The organism is Aurantimonas endophytica, from assembly GCF_014196845.1.
Classification (GTDB): domain Bacteria; phylum Pseudomonadota; class Alphaproteobacteria; order Rhizobiales; family Rhizobiaceae; genus Aurantimonas; species Aurantimonas endophytica.
On record NZ_JACIEM010000001.1, the window covers coordinates 1,036,164 to 1,052,127 of the forward strand.

Annotated in this window: 19 protein-coding genes; 10 read left to right on the top strand and 9 right to left on the bottom strand. The window is 67.6% G+C overall.

Annotation, left to right across the window (positions count from 1 at the left end; all coding sequences use genetic code 11):
- Positions 1-77 precede the first annotated feature (77 nt).
- Both GGR03_RS05060 and GGR03_RS05065 read left to right on the top strand, forming a co-directional pair.
- Entirely contained in the window at positions 78-314 is a 237-nt protein-coding gene (locus GGR03_RS05060) for a DUF1289 domain-containing protein (RefSeq protein ID WP_183207037.1), read from the top strand.
- Positions 307-1,014, top strand: a complete 708-nt coding sequence (locus GGR03_RS05065) for a retropepsin-like aspartic protease family protein (RefSeq protein ID WP_183206426.1) — start codon at positions 307-309, stop codon at positions 1,012-1,014. Before GGR03_RS05060 ends, GGR03_RS05065 begins: the two co-directional genes overlap by 8 nt.
- Positions 1,015-1,045: 31 nt before the next feature.
- On the opposite strand, the gene GGR03_RS05070 is transcribed toward GGR03_RS05065, so the two are convergent.
- The 3 genes from GGR03_RS05070 to GGR03_RS05080 form a co-directional block, all read right to left on the bottom strand.
- Positions 1,046-1,867 carry a sulfite exporter TauE/SafE family protein gene (locus GGR03_RS05070; protein ID WP_183206427.1) on the bottom strand — a complete coding sequence of 274 codons (822 nt, stop codon included), beginning with the start codon at positions 1,865-1,867 and terminating at the stop codon, positions 1,046-1,048.
- A gap of 88 nt (positions 1,868-1,955) precedes the next feature.
- On the bottom strand, positions 1,956-2,966 hold the full coding sequence (gene dusA / locus GGR03_RS05075) for a tRNA dihydrouridine(20/20a) synthase DusA (protein ID WP_183206428.1): 1,011 nt from the start codon (positions 2,964-2,966) through the stop codon (positions 1,956-1,958).
- Positions 2,967-3,133: 167 nt separating this feature from the next.
- Positions 3,134-3,709, bottom strand: a complete 576-nt coding sequence (locus GGR03_RS05080) for an NADH dehydrogenase [ubiquinone] 1 beta subcomplex subunit 11 (RefSeq protein WP_183206429.1) — start codon at positions 3,707-3,709, stop codon at positions 3,134-3,136.
- On the opposite strand from GGR03_RS05080, the gene GGR03_RS05085 reads away from it, so the two are divergent.
- Positions 3,693-4,367, top strand: coding sequence for a DUF1028 domain-containing protein (locus tag GGR03_RS05085; protein ID WP_183206430.1), 675 nt, complete (start codon positions 3,693-3,695; stop codon positions 4,365-4,367). The two genes, GGR03_RS05080 and GGR03_RS05085, sit on opposite strands and share 17 nt — an antisense overlap.
- A gap of 53 nt (positions 4,368-4,420) precedes the next feature.
- On the opposite strand, the gene GGR03_RS05090 is transcribed toward GGR03_RS05085, so the two are convergent.
- The gene (locus tag GGR03_RS05090; protein WP_183206431.1) at positions 4,421-4,873 is read right to left on the bottom strand and encodes a MarR family winged helix-turn-helix transcriptional regulator; all 453 of its coding nucleotides are present in this window, start codon (positions 4,871-4,873) and stop codon (positions 4,421-4,423) included.
- A 315-nt stretch (positions 4,874-5,188) separates the two neighbouring features.
- On the opposite strand from GGR03_RS05090, the gene GGR03_RS05095 reads away from it, so the two are divergent.
- The 7 genes from GGR03_RS05095 to GGR03_RS05125 all read left to right on the top strand — a co-directional run bounded on the left by GGR03_RS05095 (position 5,189) and on the right by GGR03_RS05125 (position 11,468).
- Complete coding sequence (locus GGR03_RS05095; RefSeq protein WP_183206432.1) at positions 5,189-5,470, top strand: acyl carrier protein; 282 nt, start codon at positions 5,189-5,191, stop codon at positions 5,468-5,470.
- A 101-nt stretch (positions 5,471-5,571) separates the two neighbouring features.
- Positions 5,572-6,777: a beta-ketoacyl-ACP synthase gene (locus GGR03_RS05100; protein ID WP_183206433.1), complete on the top strand. Its 1,206-nt coding sequence runs from the start codon at positions 5,572-5,574 to the stop codon at positions 6,775-6,777.
- 10 nt (positions 6,778-6,787) lie between these two features.
- Positions 6,788-8,074 (top strand): beta-ketoacyl-ACP synthase, encoded by a 1,287-nt coding sequence (locus GGR03_RS05105; RefSeq protein WP_183206434.1) that lies wholly within the window; start codon positions 6,788-6,790, stop codon positions 8,072-8,074.
- 36 nt (positions 8,075-8,110) lie between these two features.
- Positions 8,111-9,166 carry a zinc-binding dehydrogenase gene (locus GGR03_RS05110; RefSeq protein ID WP_183206435.1) on the top strand — a complete coding sequence of 352 codons (1,056 nt, stop codon included), beginning with the start codon at positions 8,111-8,113 and terminating at the stop codon, positions 9,164-9,166.
- Positions 9,163-10,107 carry a lipid A biosynthesis lauroyl acyltransferase gene (locus GGR03_RS05115; protein ID WP_183206436.1) on the top strand — a complete coding sequence of 315 codons (945 nt, stop codon included), beginning with the start codon at positions 9,163-9,165 and terminating at the stop codon, positions 10,105-10,107. Before GGR03_RS05110 ends, GGR03_RS05115 begins: the two co-directional genes overlap by 4 nt.
- A 214-nt stretch (positions 10,108-10,321) precedes the next feature.
- A complete protein-coding gene (locus GGR03_RS05120) occupies positions 10,322-11,218 on the top strand; it encodes a universal stress protein (RefSeq protein WP_183206437.1) in 897 nt (298 codons plus the stop codon).
- Between the two features lie 19 nt (positions 11,219-11,237).
- Complete coding sequence (locus tag GGR03_RS05125) at positions 11,238-11,468, top strand: hypothetical protein (RefSeq protein WP_183206438.1); 231 nt, start codon at positions 11,238-11,240, stop codon at positions 11,466-11,468.
- A gap of 75 nt (positions 11,469-11,543) precedes the next feature.
- Here GGR03_RS05125 and GGR03_RS05130 read toward each other — a convergent pair whose 3' ends face one another.
- The 5 genes from GGR03_RS05130 to GGR03_RS05150 all read right to left on the bottom strand — a co-directional run bounded on the left by GGR03_RS05130 (position 11,544) and on the right by GGR03_RS05150 (position 15,761).
- Positions 11,544-11,972, bottom strand: a complete 429-nt coding sequence (locus GGR03_RS05130; protein WP_183206439.1) for a L,D-transpeptidase — start codon at positions 11,970-11,972, stop codon at positions 11,544-11,546.
- Between the two features lie 240 nt (positions 11,973-12,212).
- Positions 12,213-12,980, bottom strand: a complete 768-nt coding sequence (locus GGR03_RS05135) for a crotonase/enoyl-CoA hydratase family protein (protein ID WP_252920092.1) — start codon at positions 12,978-12,980, stop codon at positions 12,213-12,215.
- A 148-nt stretch (positions 12,981-13,128) separates the two neighbouring features.
- Positions 13,129-13,533: a hypothetical protein gene (locus tag GGR03_RS05140; RefSeq protein ID WP_418885006.1), complete on the bottom strand. Its 405-nt coding sequence runs from the start codon at positions 13,531-13,533 to the stop codon at positions 13,129-13,131.
- A 161-nt stretch (positions 13,534-13,694) separates the two neighbouring features.
- Entirely contained in the window at positions 13,695-14,945 is a 1,251-nt protein-coding gene (locus tag GGR03_RS05145) for an NAD(P)/FAD-dependent oxidoreductase (protein ID WP_183206441.1), read from the bottom strand.
- A gap of 123 nt (positions 14,946-15,068) precedes the next feature.
- Positions 15,069-15,761, bottom strand: a complete 693-nt coding sequence (locus GGR03_RS05150) for a FadR/GntR family transcriptional regulator (protein ID WP_183206442.1) — start codon at positions 15,759-15,761, stop codon at positions 15,069-15,071.
- Positions 15,762-15,964: the final 203 nt, after the last annotated feature.

Sequence of the window (15,964 nt, forward strand, 5' to 3'; positions counted from 1 at the left end):
ACGCTTGCCCGTCCGGCGCCGGCTCGCCATATCTCGGCGAAGGCGGCTGCATGCCGCGAGCCAGGACCGGAATGACCATCGAAAGCCCCTGCAACCTCGTCTGCACCCTCGACCCGCTGAGCGGCTACTGCTTCGGCTGCGGCCGGACCGGCGCCGAGATCGCCGGCTGGACGGGATTCACCCCGGCCGAGCGGGGCGAACTGATGACGGTGCTGCCGGAGCGGCTGGCCACCCTCACCCGCCCACCGCGCCGCGAGACGCGGCGCAGCGCGTTGGCCCGCGCCCGGGCTGAGGGAGGCGCCGACGATGCGTAAGAACGTCCTCCTCTGGGTGATCCTGGCGGTGCTTGGCGTCGCCTGCCTGGTGCTGGTGCTCAATGGCGACGGCGAGATCGCCGGACTTCCGGACGACCAGTTCGCGGGCCTCGCCTATTACGGCGCCTGGGGTCTGGCGCTCGCCTCGACCGCGCTGCTGATGCTGCGCACCCGCCTCGGCTTCGCCCTGAAGGCAGCGGCGATCTGGGGTCTCGCCTTCCTGGTGCTGATCGGACTCTACGCTTCCGCCCCCGAGCTGAACGCATTGAAGAACCGGCTCTTTGCCGCGCTCGTGCCGGGCAGCGTCGTAGCCGTCGCCGGCTCCGACCGCACGCAGTTCATGGCGACGCGCGGCATCGACAACCACTTCCACCTGAACGGGTCGGTCGACGGCACGCCGGTCTCCTTCATGGTCGATACCGGCGCCTCGGTCGTCGCCATGGATCGCGCCTCGGCCGAAGCACTCGGTATCGCGACCGACAACCTGCGCTTTTCACAGCGCGTCATGACCGCCAACGGCGTCGCCAACGCGGCACCGCTGCGGCTGGACACGGTCCGGATCGGCGACATCGTACGCCACGACGTCGACGCGGCGGTTATCGAGGGACAGGGTCTTGGTGTGGTGCTGCTCGGGATGAGCTTCCTGTCGACACTGACATCGTTCGACTTCCGCGGCGACCGGCTGATCCTGACCGACTAGCGGCGCCAGATCGCCGTGGACGCGACGCGCCTCAGAGCAGGCTGTAGACGAAGCGCGCGGCAACCAGCAGCAGGAAGCAGCCGAAGCCGATTTCGAGCTGGCGCCGGCTGAGCCGGTGCGCCAGCGCCGCGCCTGCCGGGACCGCCAGGAGAGAGCCCGGCGTAATCACTGCGACGGCGGCGAGGCTGACGAAGCCCACACTGTAGGGCGGCAACAGCGGATCGCCCCAGCCTCCGATGATGTAGGCGACGAGGCCAGGGACCGATATCAGCGCGCCGACACCGGCGCTGGTTGCCACCGCTTGGATCATCGGGCGATTGAACAGCGTCATGAACGTGTTGTTGAGAACACCTCCGCCCACCCCCATCAGCGCCGAAAAGGCTCCGATGCAAAAGCCGGCGATCGATCGGCCGGCCAGGCCCGGCAGGTCCTGGGCGAGGACATAGGGCACTCGTCCAAACAGCATCTTGATGCCGAGCAAGGTGGCCAGCACGGCGAAAATTCCCCGCAGTGCCTCCGAGGAGGCATAGGTCGCCAACGTGACGCCCGCGATGGTGCCGAGCGGCACGGCCACGACCCATTCTCGCAGCAATTGCCAGTCCACTGCGTCCTTGCGCCAATGGGCCACCAGCGATCGTACCGAGGTCGGCACGATGATCGCGATCGACGAGCCGATGGCCAGATGCATGGTCACCGAGTGGTCGACGCCGAGCACTTCGAAGGTCTGATAGAGGATCGGAACGTAGATTGCCCCGCCGCCGATCCCGAAAAGCCCGGCAAGAAAGCCGCCGGCGACGGCGGCAATGAGAATAGGGATGGCCAGGGAGAGGAGCGACGCGAGATCGAACGACATCAGTCCTCTTAGGCGCGTACACGGCGCGTTACATCCCCGAAGTCGCGATATCCACCGTCTCGCGTGCACTGAGCGCCTGCGCGAGACGTCACGCGGCGTCACGCTCCGCAGGCGTTACGCGAACCGCGGCGAACGCCTCGTGCAGCAGCGCAGGCCCCGCGCCGGGCCGGACGGCGCCGTCCGAGAGGATCTGCCGCCAGCGCCGGGCGCCCGGCATGCCGTTGAACAGGCCGATCATGTGGCGTGTCACCTGCCCCAGCCGGCCGCCATCGGCGATGTGCCGACCGGCATAGTCCGCCATGGCGTCGATGATGGCGGGATAATCCACCGGCCGCGCCTCCTCGCCGAAGACGCGGGCGTCGACCTCGAGCAATCGCTCCGGAGTCTGGTAGGCGGCGCGTCCGAGCATCACGCCGTCGACCCGATCGAGCTCGGCGATGGCGGCGTCGAGCGTCTGAAGGCCGCCGTTCAGTCCGACGAAGACCCCCGGCAGCCGGCGCTTCAGCCGATGCACCCGGTCATAGTCGAGCGGCGGGATATCGCGGTTCTCGCGCGGGCTCAGCCCCTGCAGCCAGGCTTTGCGGGCATGCACCCATATCGCGGCGACGCCAGCGGCCACGGCTTCGTCCGCGAGACGGTCGAGCGCCTCCTCCGGATCCTGGTCGTCGACGCCGATCCGGCACTTCACCGTCACCGGCACCGGGCTCGCCGCGACCATCGCGGCGAGGCACTCGCCGACGAGTTCAGGCTGCAGCATCAGGCAGGCGCCGAAGACGCCCGACTGGACGCGATCCGACGGGCAGCCGACATTCAGATTGATCTCGTCATAGCCGTAGGCACCGGCGATCCGGCAGGCCTCCGCCAGCTTCGCCGGATCCGAGCCGCCGATTTGCAGCGCCACCGGATGCTCCGCCGCGTCGAAGCCGAGCAGCCGGTCGCGGTCGCCCCGGATGATAGCGTCCGCGACGATCATCTCGGTGTAGAGCAGCGATCGCCGAGTGAGCTGCCGGTGGAAGTAGCGGCAGTGGCGATCCGTCCAGTCGATCATCGGCGCGACCGCGAAGCGGCTGCCGTCCCGGATATTCGCGTGTGCCGTCATGCTGGATGCGCGCCCGTCTGCTGGTGGCGAGAAGCCGCGCGGCGGCCTCGGTTTGCCGGGCGGCATCCGCCGGCCCTTCGTCCGGCCATATCATGGAACGTGCCTTTTGGCATCGGGACCGGTCCGGCGACCACGGAGGCTCGTTTGTTAACTGCCCTGCCGGATAATCAAGGCCGTTGCGCCGGCCTTCCGATGACAGCCGGCACCGGCGCGCCCATGTTTCCGACATGGAAAAAGCCTGGCGACGGGAGAGGACGATGTTTCGAGTGGCCTTGCTGGTGTTGATGCTGACCGGGACCGCGCCAGCGTTTGCCGCCATCCCCGCCACGAATGTGGGAGATGCTGCGCGAGCGGCGGCGCCAGGTCCCCGGGAAGGCACGGGCGCTACCGAGCGAGTGGTGCAGTACCGCGGCGACCATCGGTCGTGGCGCGGCGACGTCCGCCATCATCGCTATTTCGGCCGCGGCGAAGACTGGCGCCGGCACCACCGGGGTTCGTACGACCGACCGCATTGGCGGGATCGTGACCGCGACGAATGGCGACACGACCGCCGGCGCGACCATCATCGGGATCGCGAGGCCTATCGCCCGCGCCATGACGACAGGTATGACCGCCGCGGGCGTTGGGACACCGGCGGCAGCAACTTTCGGGGCCGCGAAGCTCACGACCGCTTCGACGATCGGCGCCGGCGCTTCGACGCCCGCCGCGACCGCTGGTGACAAGCGCTTGACCTTTTCCATCATCGCCCGCTGCCCCCGCACCGGCCAGTTCGGCATTGCCGCGACGACCGGCGTTCCCGCGGTGGGCAAGCTGCTGACCCACGCCGCGGCGGGCGTCGGTGCCGTTGCAACGCAGGCGCGCGTCAACCCGTATCTCGGCATTGACGGCCTCGCCTGTCTGCGCGACGGCATGCCGGCGCGCGAGGCGCGCAACCGCCTGATCGACATGGATCCCGCCATCCAGAACCGGCAGTTCGCCCTCATCGACAGGCACGGCGACACCGCCGTCTGGACCGGCGACGACTGCCTCGACTGGGCCGGATCGAAGGAGGGCGATGGCTACAGCCTGCAGGGAAACCGGCTCGCCGGCGAAACCGTTCTCGCCGACGCCGCCGCCGCCTACGAGAGTGGCTCCGGAACCCCTCTCGCCGACCGCCTTCTGGCAGCCATCGTCGCCGGCGATCTCGCAGGTGGCGACCGCAAGGGCGAACGCTCGGCGACGATCTATATCGTCGATACCGAGGACTATCCGCTGTGGGACATAAGGGTCGACGAGCATGAGGCGCCGGTCAAGGAGTTGCAGCGGCTACACGCGCTGTTCGCCCGCGACGTGATCCCGGAGATCCGCCGCATGCCGACGCGCGAGAACATAGCGGGCGAGGCCGGCGAAGATCCGATCTGACCTGGGATGTCTGACCTGAGGGGAATGATCGGTGGCGGATGGCAGGGACCTGCTCACGCCCGCTCCCCGAAGGCACGATCCAATCCTGCCAGCCCCCGTTCCAGGCCGCTTATCTCGTCTTCGGTCAGGTTCTTCAGCACCGTCTTTTCGGCGCTTTCGACCTTCGGGAGCAGTTGCGCATAGGCGGCGCGGCCGGCTGGCGTCAGTGCCAGGTACTCGAAGCGGCGGTCGGAGGTCGCCCGGGTCCGGTTCAGCCATTTGCGCCGATCGAGCGAGGAGACCGCGCGGCTGACCTTGGTCTTGTCCATCGCCGTGGTCTCGACGATGTAGGAAGAGGTCTGGGCGCCGTCGTCGCCGCCGAGGATCATCAGGACACTGAATTCGGGGAGCGTCAGCCCGTGCTGGCCCTTGTGCACCTGGGACGTGACACGTCCGAGCGCCGTTGCCGCGCGGATGAGTCGGCTGCTGAGAAAGAGGCTTCTGTCGCTATCTCCCGTCGCGGTCATGATGTGGTTCCCTTGGGCCCGCGACGCGGGTATTGGCTGATGCTTACATTCGAGAATGCTGGGCGGCCCAAGGCGTTGCGTCACCGATCGGTGAAATATTGCAAGGCCCCTCGGACGCGCGGCTCTCTCGGCCCACACCCTCCGGCAGTCCGATCGCCGCCTGAGCCAGAGCAATCGCATGGCGAGAGGCAAGCGAAGCGCCGAGTATCTCGGGCCCGCCCGGCTGCGGATGATCCTCGCTTTGCTTTTCCGGGCGAATTCCCTATAGGTTCGCGCCGGATTCAGCACCTCTCCCAACGTTCAAGGATTTCCCCATTGTCTTCAACCTTCGACCGGGTCGCGGACATCATCGCGGAAACGAGTGAAATCGACCGCGACCAGATCACGCCGGAAAGCCACACGATCGACGACCTCGGTATCGATTCCCTCGATTTCCTCGACATCGTCTTCGCCATCGACAAGGAATTCGGGATCAAGATCCCGCTCGAGAAATGGACCCAGGAGGTCAACGACGGCGACGTTCCCACCGAGGAATATTTCGTCCTGAAGAACCTCTGCGCCAAGATCGACGAATTGCGGGCCGCCAAGACCGCCTGACCACCGACCGCGCGTCGGCGCGTCGGCGTCGTGGTCATCGGCATGAAGGGATCGCAGGTCCTGCCGAAGGGAGCGGCAGACCTCGAAACTGGAATGAAGACATGAGCGACAGTCCAAGGGACGTTGTCATCACCGGGATCGGCCTCGTCTCGTCCCTCGGCGAGGGCATCGGCGCACATCTCGATCTCATCGGCCGTGGCCCTCAGCCGTCCATCGACGCCGAAGGTTACGCCCCGTATTTCGTGCATCCGCTGCCGCCGATGGACTGGTCCAGCCAGATCCCCAAGCGTGGCGACCAGCGCCAGATGGAGACGTGGCAGAAGCTCGGCACCTACGCTGCCGGCCTGGCGCTCGAGGATGCCGGCATCCCCGCCGACGAAGCGGTGCGCGCCAAGATCGACATGGTCGTCGCGGCGGGCGGCGGCGAGCGCGATGCAACGGTCGATGCCATGGTGATCGAGCGGGCCCGCGGCGCCAACGACCGCGAGCAGGTGATCAACGACACGCTGTCGACCGAACTGCGGCCGACGCTGTTTCTCGCCCAGCTCTCGAACCTTCTCGCCGGCAACATCTCGATCGTCCACAAGGTGACGGGCTCGTCCCGCACCTTCATGGGCGAGGAAGCGGCCGGCATCTCCGCCCTCGCCTCGGCGCGGGCCCGAATCGCCGCCGGCCAGAGCGACATCTGCCTGGTGGGCGGCGCCTTCTCCGCCGAGCGCAAGGATCTGATCCTGAACTTCGAGCTCGCCGGGCTGATGCTGCGGGACGAGTGGCGGCCGGTGTTTTCCCGCTCGGCGCCGCATGACGGGATCACCGTCGGCAGCGTCGGCGCCTTCCTGATCCTGGAGTCGGCGGAACATGCGGCGGCTCGCTCGGCGCCCGCCTATGCAAGGCTCGCTGCCGTGTCTGGCGATCGAGGCCGCCGCGAGCCGGCGGCGACCGAAGACCGTTTCAGGCGGATGCTGCCCGACATCGACGGCAGCGGCCAGGACACGATGATCTTCTCCGGCGCGACCGGCATCGCGGCGCTCACGGATGTGGAACGCAGCGTCCTGCGCGGCTGGCTTCCCGACGCGTCGCTTCGGGCCTATGGAACGATCCTCGGCCACTCGTTCGAGGCGCAGGTGCCGGCCGGGGTGGCGCTGGCCGCCGGCGCGCTGGCACGCGGCATTGTGCCACCGCCCTTCGACAGCGGCGAGGAACGTCCGACCGAGACCCCGCCGAAGCACGCCGTCGTCACCGGCATCGGCCATGTTCATGCCGAGGGCGTCTGCCTGCTCGAAGCGGTGGACGGACGCAGATTGTGAGGATGAGGACATGAGCGTCAGCGGAAACGACTTCATGGGCCGCCCGATCGTCGCCATTACCGGGATCGGCATCGTCTCGCCGCTCGGCCGCGGCGTCGAGGACAATTGGGCCGCGCTCGCGGCCGGGCGTTCCGGCATCCACCGGATCGACCGCTTCTCCACCGACGGCCTGCGCACGACGATCTCCGGCTCCGTCGACTTCATGGGGCCCGAAGCCGCCACCTCCACGGGCCTCTCCTACGTCATGGCCGAAGCGGCGGGCTCCGAGGCCGTTCGCATGGCCGGCCTGCCCGACGACGATTTCGCAGGGCCTCTGTTCCTCGCCGCGCCGCCGGTCGAACTCGAATGGCAGCACCGGCTCGGCCTCGACCGGATGGATGGTGCCGACATCGAGGAAGCCGGCTACGACCGCCTGCTGCAAATCGCCCGTCACAAGCCGGACCGGTCGATCTATCATCTCACCCAGTGCAGCCGGATCTCCGAGCTACTGGCCGACCGGCTCGGCACACGCGGCCTGCCGATCACGCTGTCGACCGCCTGCGCTTCCGGCGCCAGCGCCATCCAGCTCGGCGTCGAGGCGATCCGCCGCGGCGAGACCGAACGGGCGATCTCGATCGGCACCGACGGTTCGATCACCCAGGAATCGCTGATCCGCTTCTCGCTGCTTTCGGCGCTGTCCACCAACAACGAATTTCCGGAGAAGGCCTCCAAGCCCTTCTCCAAGGATCGCGACGGCTTCGTCATGGCGGAGGGCGCCGGCGCGCTCGTGCTGGAGTCGCTTTCCGCCGCGAGGGCCCGCGGCTCGACCATCCTCGGCGTCATCCACGGCTGCGGCGAGCGGGCCGACGATTTCCACCGCACCCGTTCCAAGCCGGACGGCTCGCCGATCATCGCGACGATCAAGGCAGGCCTCGCCGACGCCGGCATGGAGCCGTCCGACATCGACTACATCAACGCCCACGGCACCTCGACGCCGGAGAACGACCGGATGGAAGCTATGGGCCTCGCTGCCGCCTTCGGCGACGCATTGGCCTCGACGCCGATCTCCTCCAACAAGTCGATGATCGGCCATACGCTGACCGCCGCCGGCGCCATCGAGGCCGCCTTCTCGGTGCTGTCGATACGCCATGGCGTGTTGCCCCCGACCATCAACTACGAGAACCCCGACCCGGCAATCCCGCTCGACACCGTGCCGAACAAGGCGCGTTCGGCCGACATCGCCGCGGTCCTTTCCAATTCCTTCGGCTTCGGCGGGCAGAACGCCTGCCTGGTCATCGGCCGCGAACCCCGCGCCTGACCATCGCCGAAGCCAGCATTCGAGGCTGATAGACCCATGCGGGCATTGCAACTCGTCGGCGACCGCGACCTGCGCGAAGTCGACCTTCCGCCGCCACCGCCCCCGGGCCCCGGCGAGGCAACCGTTTCGATCCGGGCGGTCGCGCTGAACCATATCGACGTCTGGGGCTGGCGCGGCATGGCGTTCGCCAAGCGCAAGATGCCGCTCGTCGTCGGCGCCGAGGCGTCCGGCGTGGTCGAGGCGATCGGGCCCGGTGTCGGCAACGTGCTGCCCGGCCAGCTCGTCGCGATCTATGGCGCGCAGACCTGCGGGCTTTGCCGTCCCTGCCGCGAGGGCCGCGACAATCTCTGCGAGCACGTCTCCGGCGTCCACGGCTTCCACCTCGACGGCTTCGCGCAGGAGAAGGTCAACCTGCCGACCCGCCTGCTCGTGCCGGCCCCTCCCGGCTGCGACGCGATCGGCGCTGCGCTGGCCCCGGTGACCTTCGGCACGGTCGAGCACATGCTGTTCGATAATGCCAAGCTGGAGCCCGGCGAGACCATCCTCGTCCATGCCGGCGGCTCGGGCATTGGCTCGGCCGCAATCCAGCTCGCCAAGAAACAGGGGGCGACGGTCATCACCACTGTCGGCTCCGACGACAAGATCGAGCGGGCGAGAGCGCTCGGCGCCGACCACGTCATCAACTACCGCACCGACCGCTTCGAGGGCGTGACCCGCAAGCTCACCCGCAAGAAGGGCGTCGACGTCGTCTTCGAGCATGTCGGCAAGGACACCTGGCCTGGCTCCATGCTCTGCCTGAAGCGCGGCGGCCGCCTCGTCACCTGCGGCTCGACCTCGGGCGTGTCGACCGACATGAACCTGATGATGCTGTTCCAGCAGCAGCTGCGGCTGATCGGCTCCTTCGGCTGCCGCATGGAGAACATGCGCGACGCCATGCAGAAGATGGCGCGGGGCATCGTTCACCCGGTCATCGACACGGAGATCGGCTTCGACGGGATCGCGCTCGCGCTGAAGCGGATGGAAGCCCGCGAAGTCTTCGGCAAGATCATTCTGCACGTGAACCGCGAGAGCGCGGAAACCCTTAGCTCATGAGTCCACGGGCCACGCGGCTCCTGCTGCGGCTGAAGCGGGCCGGCGACTATGTCGTGGCGCAGATCCTGTTCGCGATCCTGCGGCTGCTCCGGCTGCTGCCCGCCGAGGCGGGCCTCGCCTTCGCCGACCGGGCCTCCCGCCTGATCGGTCCCCTGACGCCGCGCCACAAGCTCGCCAAGGACAATCTCCGCCAGGCCTTTCCCGAGCAGGACGAAGCCTGGGTCGAGAAGACCGCCCGCGCGAACTGGGGCCAGATGGGCCGCATCGCGGCGGAGTACGTCTTTCTCGACGATCTCTTCGACTTCGATCCCGAGCGGCCCGGCGAGGGCCGGATCGAGGTCGAGGGCATCGAGACCTTCATCGAACTGCGCGAGCGCAAGGGCCCGTTCATCTTCTTCACCGGCCATCTCGGCTGCTTCGAGCTGCTGCCGATCGGTGCCGCGGCCTTCGGGCTGGAATTCACCGCATTGTTCCGCCAGCCGAACAATCGCTACATCGCCAAGGAAGTGCTGTCGGCCCGCCGGACCACGGGCGGCCACATGGTGCCCTCCAAGGCCGGGGCGGCCTGGTCGCTGGCCGGCATCCTGCAGCGCGGCGGCGCCGTCGGCATGCTGGTCGACCAGAAGTTTCAGAAGGGCGTCGGCACCACGTTCTTCGGCCGGCCCTGCAAGACCAATCCGCTGCTGCCCAAGCTGGCGCGCCAGTACGATGCGGAGATCTACCCTGCCCGCTCGATCCGGTTGCCGAACGGCCGCTACCGGCTGGAACTGAAGCCGCGCCTCGACCTGCCGCGCGGCTCCACGGGCGCGATCGACGTCGAGGCCAGCTGCCAGCTGCTCAACGACGTCGTCGAGGGCTGGGTGCGCGAGCATCCTGAGCAATGGATGTGGTTCCACGACCGCTGGCAGTCGCGCCGGCCCGTGAGGAAGCGCCGCAAATAGCGTCAGGGCGCGCCGCGACCCGCCTGCGACAAATCCGCGCCGATTGATCCCGATCAACGCCTTGCCGATCCGTGCGCCCGATACTGCGGCGCATCGTCAGGCGCAGGCTGTTCCGCGGTGAGTCCGTCGCGGCTCCCGCCGCTTGCGAACGATCATTTTCACGCCGGGTTTGGCCTTCGGACCTTGCGCGCGTGAGGGAGCGAGAGGATCGATTATGAGCACCCTTCAGAACGACGACTCATATTCCGGGTCGAAAGGCGAGGCGCTGACGGCGCCGGCCCTCCATCGTATCGCCGACGTCGCCGTTCATCTGGACGGCTCCGGCTACGATGAGCCCCGGCTTGCCTACGCGCAGATGCTGGCGACGATATTCGGCACGCATGTCGAAGGCTTCTTCGCCAACCCCATCCCGACCTCCTTCATCCCCGTCAGCGCCGGCTACGAGCGCGTCGCAGCCGAAATTTGGGAAGAGGGCCGCGCCGCCGGCGATGTCGCGGAAAAAGCGATCCGGAGCCGCCTCGACCGCCTGGGCGATGGCTGCGCGTTGCGGCGCGTCGACGGCATGCCGCACGAGCTGGCGTTCGCTGCGGCGCGCCTCGCCCGCACACTCGACCTCGTCATCCTGGGACGTCCCGATGACGACCGGTCGCTGGCCGACATGATCGCGGCGGTACTTTTCGACGCCGGCAGCCCGGCGCTGATCGTGCCGGCGGAGGCAACGGAGGCTAGGGATCCGCAGACGATCGTCATCGGCTGGCGTGACTCGACCGAATGCTCCCGGTCGATCGCGGCGTCCCTGCCCTTCCTGAAGCGGGCCCGGGAAGTCTTCCTCGTGTCAGTGGCCGAAGCGACCGCGAGCGAGGAGCGCCACAGCGAGCCGGCGGCCGACATGGCGCGGCACCTGGCTCGTCACGGCATCGCCGTCGAGGTCCGGCATCTGCCGAAATGGAACCGACCAGCCGACGCGCTGCTCAACGAGGCGAAGATCGTCGGTGCCGAGCTTCTGGTCTCCGGCGCCTACGGCCGTTCGCGGCTGCGGGAGATGATTCTGGGCGGGGTGACGCGTGACCTCTTGAAATCATCTCCGATTCCGCTGCTGATGAGCCATTGAGGCGAGCAGTACGGGAGGCATGACCATGCATACCTCGGAACTCAGCTACAACGTCGAACCCCTCGGCCGGCATTGGACGATCTCGTTCTGCCATACGCCGCATGGCTCGTTCGACCGACGCGTCGACGCATTGCGGGCCGCGGTTCGCGACGCGGATCGGGTGCGTCGGATGGGCCATCGCGTGACGGTGGTGGTCGCGCGCCCGAGAGGCGCGGACCTCGCCGAACGGGTGGTCCAGCTCGCGCCCTGATCGTTCTGGTTGGACCAGACATGCGTCCCGCCGCCAGTGACGGCAGGACAATCGTCATGACCTGGCCGCGACCAGCTAGCGCTGGACGATGACGCGGGTATTGCCCATGCCGTGCTTGCGCACCAGCGAGTAGAATGTCTTGGCGTTTGCCGTGTGCAGGCGCACGCAGCCATGCGAAGCCGGACGGCCGAGGCGGCTGACGGCGCCGGTCCCGTGGATGGCGTAACCGCGGTGGTAGAAGACCGAATAGGGCATCGGCGACATGTCGTATTTGCGGGAATGCCACATGCGGTGCATGCGTTTGGCGCGCCAGCTGCCGGTAGGCGTGACGTATCCCTTGCGCGCCGTCGAAACCGGCCAGCGATAAGCCACCTTGCCGTTTTGAATAACCGTCATGGTTTGACTGGAAAGATCGACCTTCGCTACGAGACCTGCGGCTGCGCTTGAGACCCCGACGAGAATCGATGTTGCAATCAGCGCCAGGGTGATCAGGAAATTCTTCATCACGCGAACTCCAACCAGAATTAGCCGTCATATCGCCGCAAAAAAATCTAATTCTGATTTGCAAAGACTGTCAATTGCCGATGATGTGAGGAGCTCGATCCTCATCAATCATGGTTTCCGAAGTCGTCGACTTTGGCGACAGACAGCAGGACGTCCTGCAGCGATCCCGCTGAGGCAGGTTCGGCCGTTCATGAATTCGGCCCAGCAAGTGCCGCCAGTGCAATTCCTGCAGCAGCCGCGTCAGCGACCGAGAAACCCCGAGATTCGGCTACGGGCCGTCTCGGATTCCCAGCAATCGGCCAGCCGGCTCGCCGTGGCGGCAATCGTGTGCTCGTCGATGACCGGGCCGAGCGAGCGCGCGAGTGCCTTCGCAGCTGCCACGGCCCTTGGCGCGCAGCCGAGATACGGCTCCACCTCCGTCGCCACCGCCGCATCCAGATCGCCCTCGGGCACCGCCCGGGCCAGGAGTCCCAGCGCGACTGCCTCGGCGCTTTCGAACCGACGCCCCGACATGAACACCCGCCGAGCCCTGCCCTCGCCCATGCGCGCGATCACGTAGGGGGAGATCGTTGCCGGGATCAGGCCAAGCCGCGTCTCGGTGAAGGCGAAGCGTGCGGCAAGGCTGCCCACTGCGACGTCGCACACCGCCATCAGGCCAAGGCCGCCGCCGAACGCCTGGCCGTGGATGCGACCAATCAGCGGCTTCGGCAGCTCGTTGAGTGATTTCAGCATGCGCGCCAGCTGCGTGGCCTCGCGAATTCGCTCGTCCCGCGAGGCCGCGAACTGCGCCTGCATCCAGCCGAGATCGGCACCGGCACAGAAGCTGCGCCCTTCGCCCGTCAGCACGACGACGCGGACCGCGTCATTGGCCGTGAGGACTGCTGCGGCATCGGCAAGCTCGCCGATCATCGCCGCATCCATCGCGTTGTGGCGCTCCGGCCGCGCCAGCGTCAGCGTGGCGATGCCGTCCGCAGCCACTTCCAGCCTTATCGTCGAATAGCCGCTCACGAACTCAGCTCCGAAGGCCCTCATCACCGCCTACATGGATCACGACGGAGGCAGTGATCTCGACCGCCGCCTTGCCGACCGTGCGAGGCGGCGGGCGGAGATAATGTGGTGGCGCGGCGTCGAACGGCGGTCGCCATGCCGCCGAGAGTCAGAGCCGCTCGACGAGCTTCACCTGATAGGTGTGCATGGCGTCGCCACTGCGGATCGACACATATTCCCCCGGCACGAAACGTTCTTCGCCGAGGCGGAAGCCGACCTCGTCGTCGCCCTCACCTTCGGCATAGTCGAAGTACCAGGTCCCGCCGGGCTTGCGGCGCAGGCGTCCGACGAGCTCGGTCTCCCCGTGGACGAAGCGCCGGACCCGGCAGGCCGCCTGGTGCGTCTTCCATTCCGCGGCATCCAGCCTTCCCTCCGCATCCAGCGGCACGAGAAGGTCGTAGCCGTGCTCCCGGTCGCCCTCCGGATGTCCCTTCTCGCGGGCGAGTTCCAGGCGCACATGCCGGAAATTCGGCGTCAGTTCCGGCGTCGCGTTCGTCCCGGCGGTCGACATCATGCTGTTTCTCCCAATCTGGTGCCGCCCCGTCGGCAGGTCGGTCATGCCGCCGAGCCCTGATCGTCGAAGCAGTCGTATCAGGCGCCCGGAACGGCCAGCAAGCCTTGATCAGGATCAACGGCGGCACAGTCGAACCCGCAACGGGGGCGGTGGGAACAGTCTCAGCGTTCGGACAGGCTCGCCACATGCGCCTTGAGATCAAAGTCGTCGCGCGCCGCTTCGGCCCGCGCGATCTTCAGGTCCTGGGCGAGGATGCGGCGGCCGAGCATGTGCTCCCCGGGCCGGTTCACCGTCTCGATTCCGAGCAGCCGGTCGCCGCGGAAGCAGTAGGCGATGAGCCGGCCCTCCTCGCCGAGCCGGCCGAGCTCGACATGATCGGCCCCCGCCGTCAGGCCGACGACCTGCAGCTTGAAGGGGCCCTGGTCGCTCCAGAACCACGGCACGCTGCGATAGGGCTCGTCGCCGCCGACGATCCGTCCTGCGACGGTCTTGGCCTGGTCGACGGCGTTCTGCACCGATTCAAGCCGCACCGGCCGGTCCGTGAAGGGGCTCTCGAACACGGCGCAGTCGCCGATCGCAAAAATCTGCGGGTCCGCCGTGGTCATGAATGAGTCGACGACGATGCCGTTGTCGGTGGCGAGGCCGGCTTCACGCGCCAGCCGGTCCTCCGGCACGACACCGGCGGCGATCAGCACGATGTCGGCTGCGATCGTCGACCCGTCCGCCAGCAGCACGCCCTCGGCACGTTCCTCGCCGATTACCGCCGCCAGCGCCGTCTGTAGCCGGATGTCGGTTCCCATACCCCGGTGCTGGTCGAGGAAGAACGCCGAGACCGGTCGCGAGACCGTCCGCCCCATCAGCCGGTCGGCGGCCTCGACCAGCACGACGTCCTTGCCGAGCGAGCGGACCGCCGCGGCGACCTCGAGCCCGATGAACCCGCCGCCGACGATGACCAGCCGCTCCGCCGCATGGACTGCCGCGCGCAGCGCCTCCGCGTCGGCCGCCGTCCGCAGTCCGTGGACGCCCGGCAGTGTCACGCCTTCGACCGGAAGTACGCGATTGGCGGCGCCCGTCGCCAGCACGAGATGCTGGTAGGCCAGCTGCTCGCCCGTATCCAGCGTGACCGTCGAACCTCGCCGATCGATCGCAGCGACCGCCTCCCCCGTCCGCACGGCGATGTCGTTCTTAACGTAGAAGCTTTCCGGCCGGATCAGCAGGCTGTCGAAGCCGGCGTCGGACTTGATGTAGGTCTTCGACAGCGGCGGCCGCTGGTACGGCAGCCGATCCTCCGCCGCGACGATCGTGACGGGGGCCGCGAAGCCGAGCTGCCGCAGGCTCGCCGCGACTTGCAGTCCCGCCTGGCCCCCGCCGGCAATGACGACACCGGCGTCGCTGGTACTGGACGTATTCATGCTGATCCGAATCGCTGGAGATCGGCGAGGATAACGCGTTTGCCGTCCGGACTTGAAGCGGCCGAGCGGCAGCGCAGGATGTATGACCCCGCACCACTCACGGCGTCCCGCCGATGTCGCCGCTCAATCCTGCGCGGACTGGTGCCGCTCGATCAGATTGGCCTGCACGCGCTGCAGGTGCGTCCGCATGAGGCTGGCGGCTGCCGACAGGTCGCGGTTCTCGATCGCGTCGACGATGGCGTCATGGTCTCCGAAGCTGTGGTGATCGGCGGGCGGCAGCAGCTGGTCGTTGCGCAGCCGGCCCCAGACGACGGTCCGGCGAACCGCGTTGATCGTGTCGAAAACCGAGAGTAGCAGGGCGTTCCGGCCCGCTTCCGCGATGGTGCGGTGCAGCCGGTTGTCCCAGTTCTCATATTGCCGCCAGGTCTCGGCGGCGCGGCCACCGTCGGTACAGAGCCGCATCGCCCGGATATCGTCGGCCGTCGCATGGAGAGCCGCCTCGCGGGCCAGTTCCGGCTCGAGCACCAGGCGGGCGCGCATCACTTCCGCCGGGCTCGTCTGGTTGGCGATGACGGCGATGGAGTCGATCTCAGTTGTCGGACGCGCCCCCGTGAACGTGCCCTTGCCGACGTGACGCCAAAGGAGCCCGTCGGCTTCCAGCGTCGCCAGCGCCTTGCGCAGGTCGCCGCGCGAGACGCCGACGATCTCGGCCAGCTCGCGCTCGGGGGGAAGCCGCGAATTGCCCGGCAGCTCCCTTTGCGCCAGCCAGGCCCGCAATTGTACCAGGGCGGCGCCCCGGCCGTTGTCCACGCTCATGAGATGCCCTTCATGGCCGGTCATCGATTTCAAAACTTCACCAATGAAATGATTGGTTAGATTTCACGCATTAGCCCAATATGTCGAAGCGCACAATTGCGGCTTGACGCCTAACCAATCGTATCATTTACTCTAACCAATCCAGACATTGGATAAGCCGACGGGAGATCGGTGAGGAGAGCCAAGGCCGGCGGCTTAGCCCG

Coding starts and splice junctions, on each gene's coding strand:
- GGR03_RS05065 (WP_183206426.1), top strand. CDS start 307: ATGCGTAAGAACGTCCTCCTCTGGGTGATCCTGGCGGTGCTTGGCGTC.
- GGR03_RS05070 (WP_183206427.1), bottom strand. CDS start 1,867: ATGTCGTTCGATCTCGCGTCGCTCCTCTCCCTGGCCATCCCTATTCTC.
- dusA (WP_183206428.1), bottom strand. CDS start 2,966: ATGACGGCACACGCGAATATCCGGGACGGCAGCCGCTTCGCGGTCGCG.
- GGR03_RS05080 (WP_183206429.1), bottom strand. CDS start 3,709: ATGATGGAAAAGGTCAAGCGCTTGTCACCAGCGGTCGCGGCGGGCGTC.
- GGR03_RS05090 (WP_183206431.1), bottom strand. CDS start 4,873: ATGACCGCGACGGGAGATAGCGACAGAAGCCTCTTTCTCAGCAGCCGA.
- GGR03_RS05100 (WP_183206433.1), top strand. CDS start 5,572: ATGAGCGACAGTCCAAGGGACGTTGTCATCACCGGGATCGGCCTCGTC.
- GGR03_RS05105 (WP_183206434.1), top strand. CDS start 6,788: ATGAGCGTCAGCGGAAACGACTTCATGGGCCGCCCGATCGTCGCCATT.
- GGR03_RS05110 (WP_183206435.1), top strand. CDS start 8,111: ATGCGGGCATTGCAACTCGTCGGCGACCGCGACCTGCGCGAAGTCGAC.
- GGR03_RS05115 (WP_183206436.1), top strand. CDS start 9,163: ATGAGTCCACGGGCCACGCGGCTCCTGCTGCGGCTGAAGCGGGCCGGC.
- GGR03_RS05120 (WP_183206437.1), top strand. CDS start 10,322: ATGAGCACCCTTCAGAACGACGACTCATATTCCGGGTCGAAAGGCGAG.
- GGR03_RS05125 (WP_183206438.1), top strand. CDS start 11,238: ATGACCATGCATACCTCGGAACTCAGCTACAACGTCGAACCCCTCGGC.
- GGR03_RS05130 (WP_183206439.1), bottom strand. CDS start 11,972: ATGAAGAATTTCCTGATCACCCTGGCGCTGATTGCAACATCGATTCTC.
- GGR03_RS05140 (WP_418885006.1), bottom strand. CDS start 13,533: ATGATGTCGACCGCCGGGACGAACGCGACGCCGGAACTGACGCCGAAT.
- GGR03_RS05145 (WP_183206441.1), bottom strand. CDS start 14,945: ATGAATACGTCCAGTACCAGCGACGCCGGTGTCGTCATTGCCGGCGGG.
- GGR03_RS05150 (WP_183206442.1), bottom strand. CDS start 15,761: ATGAGCGTGGACAACGGCCGGGGCGCCGCCCTGGTACAATTGCGGGCC.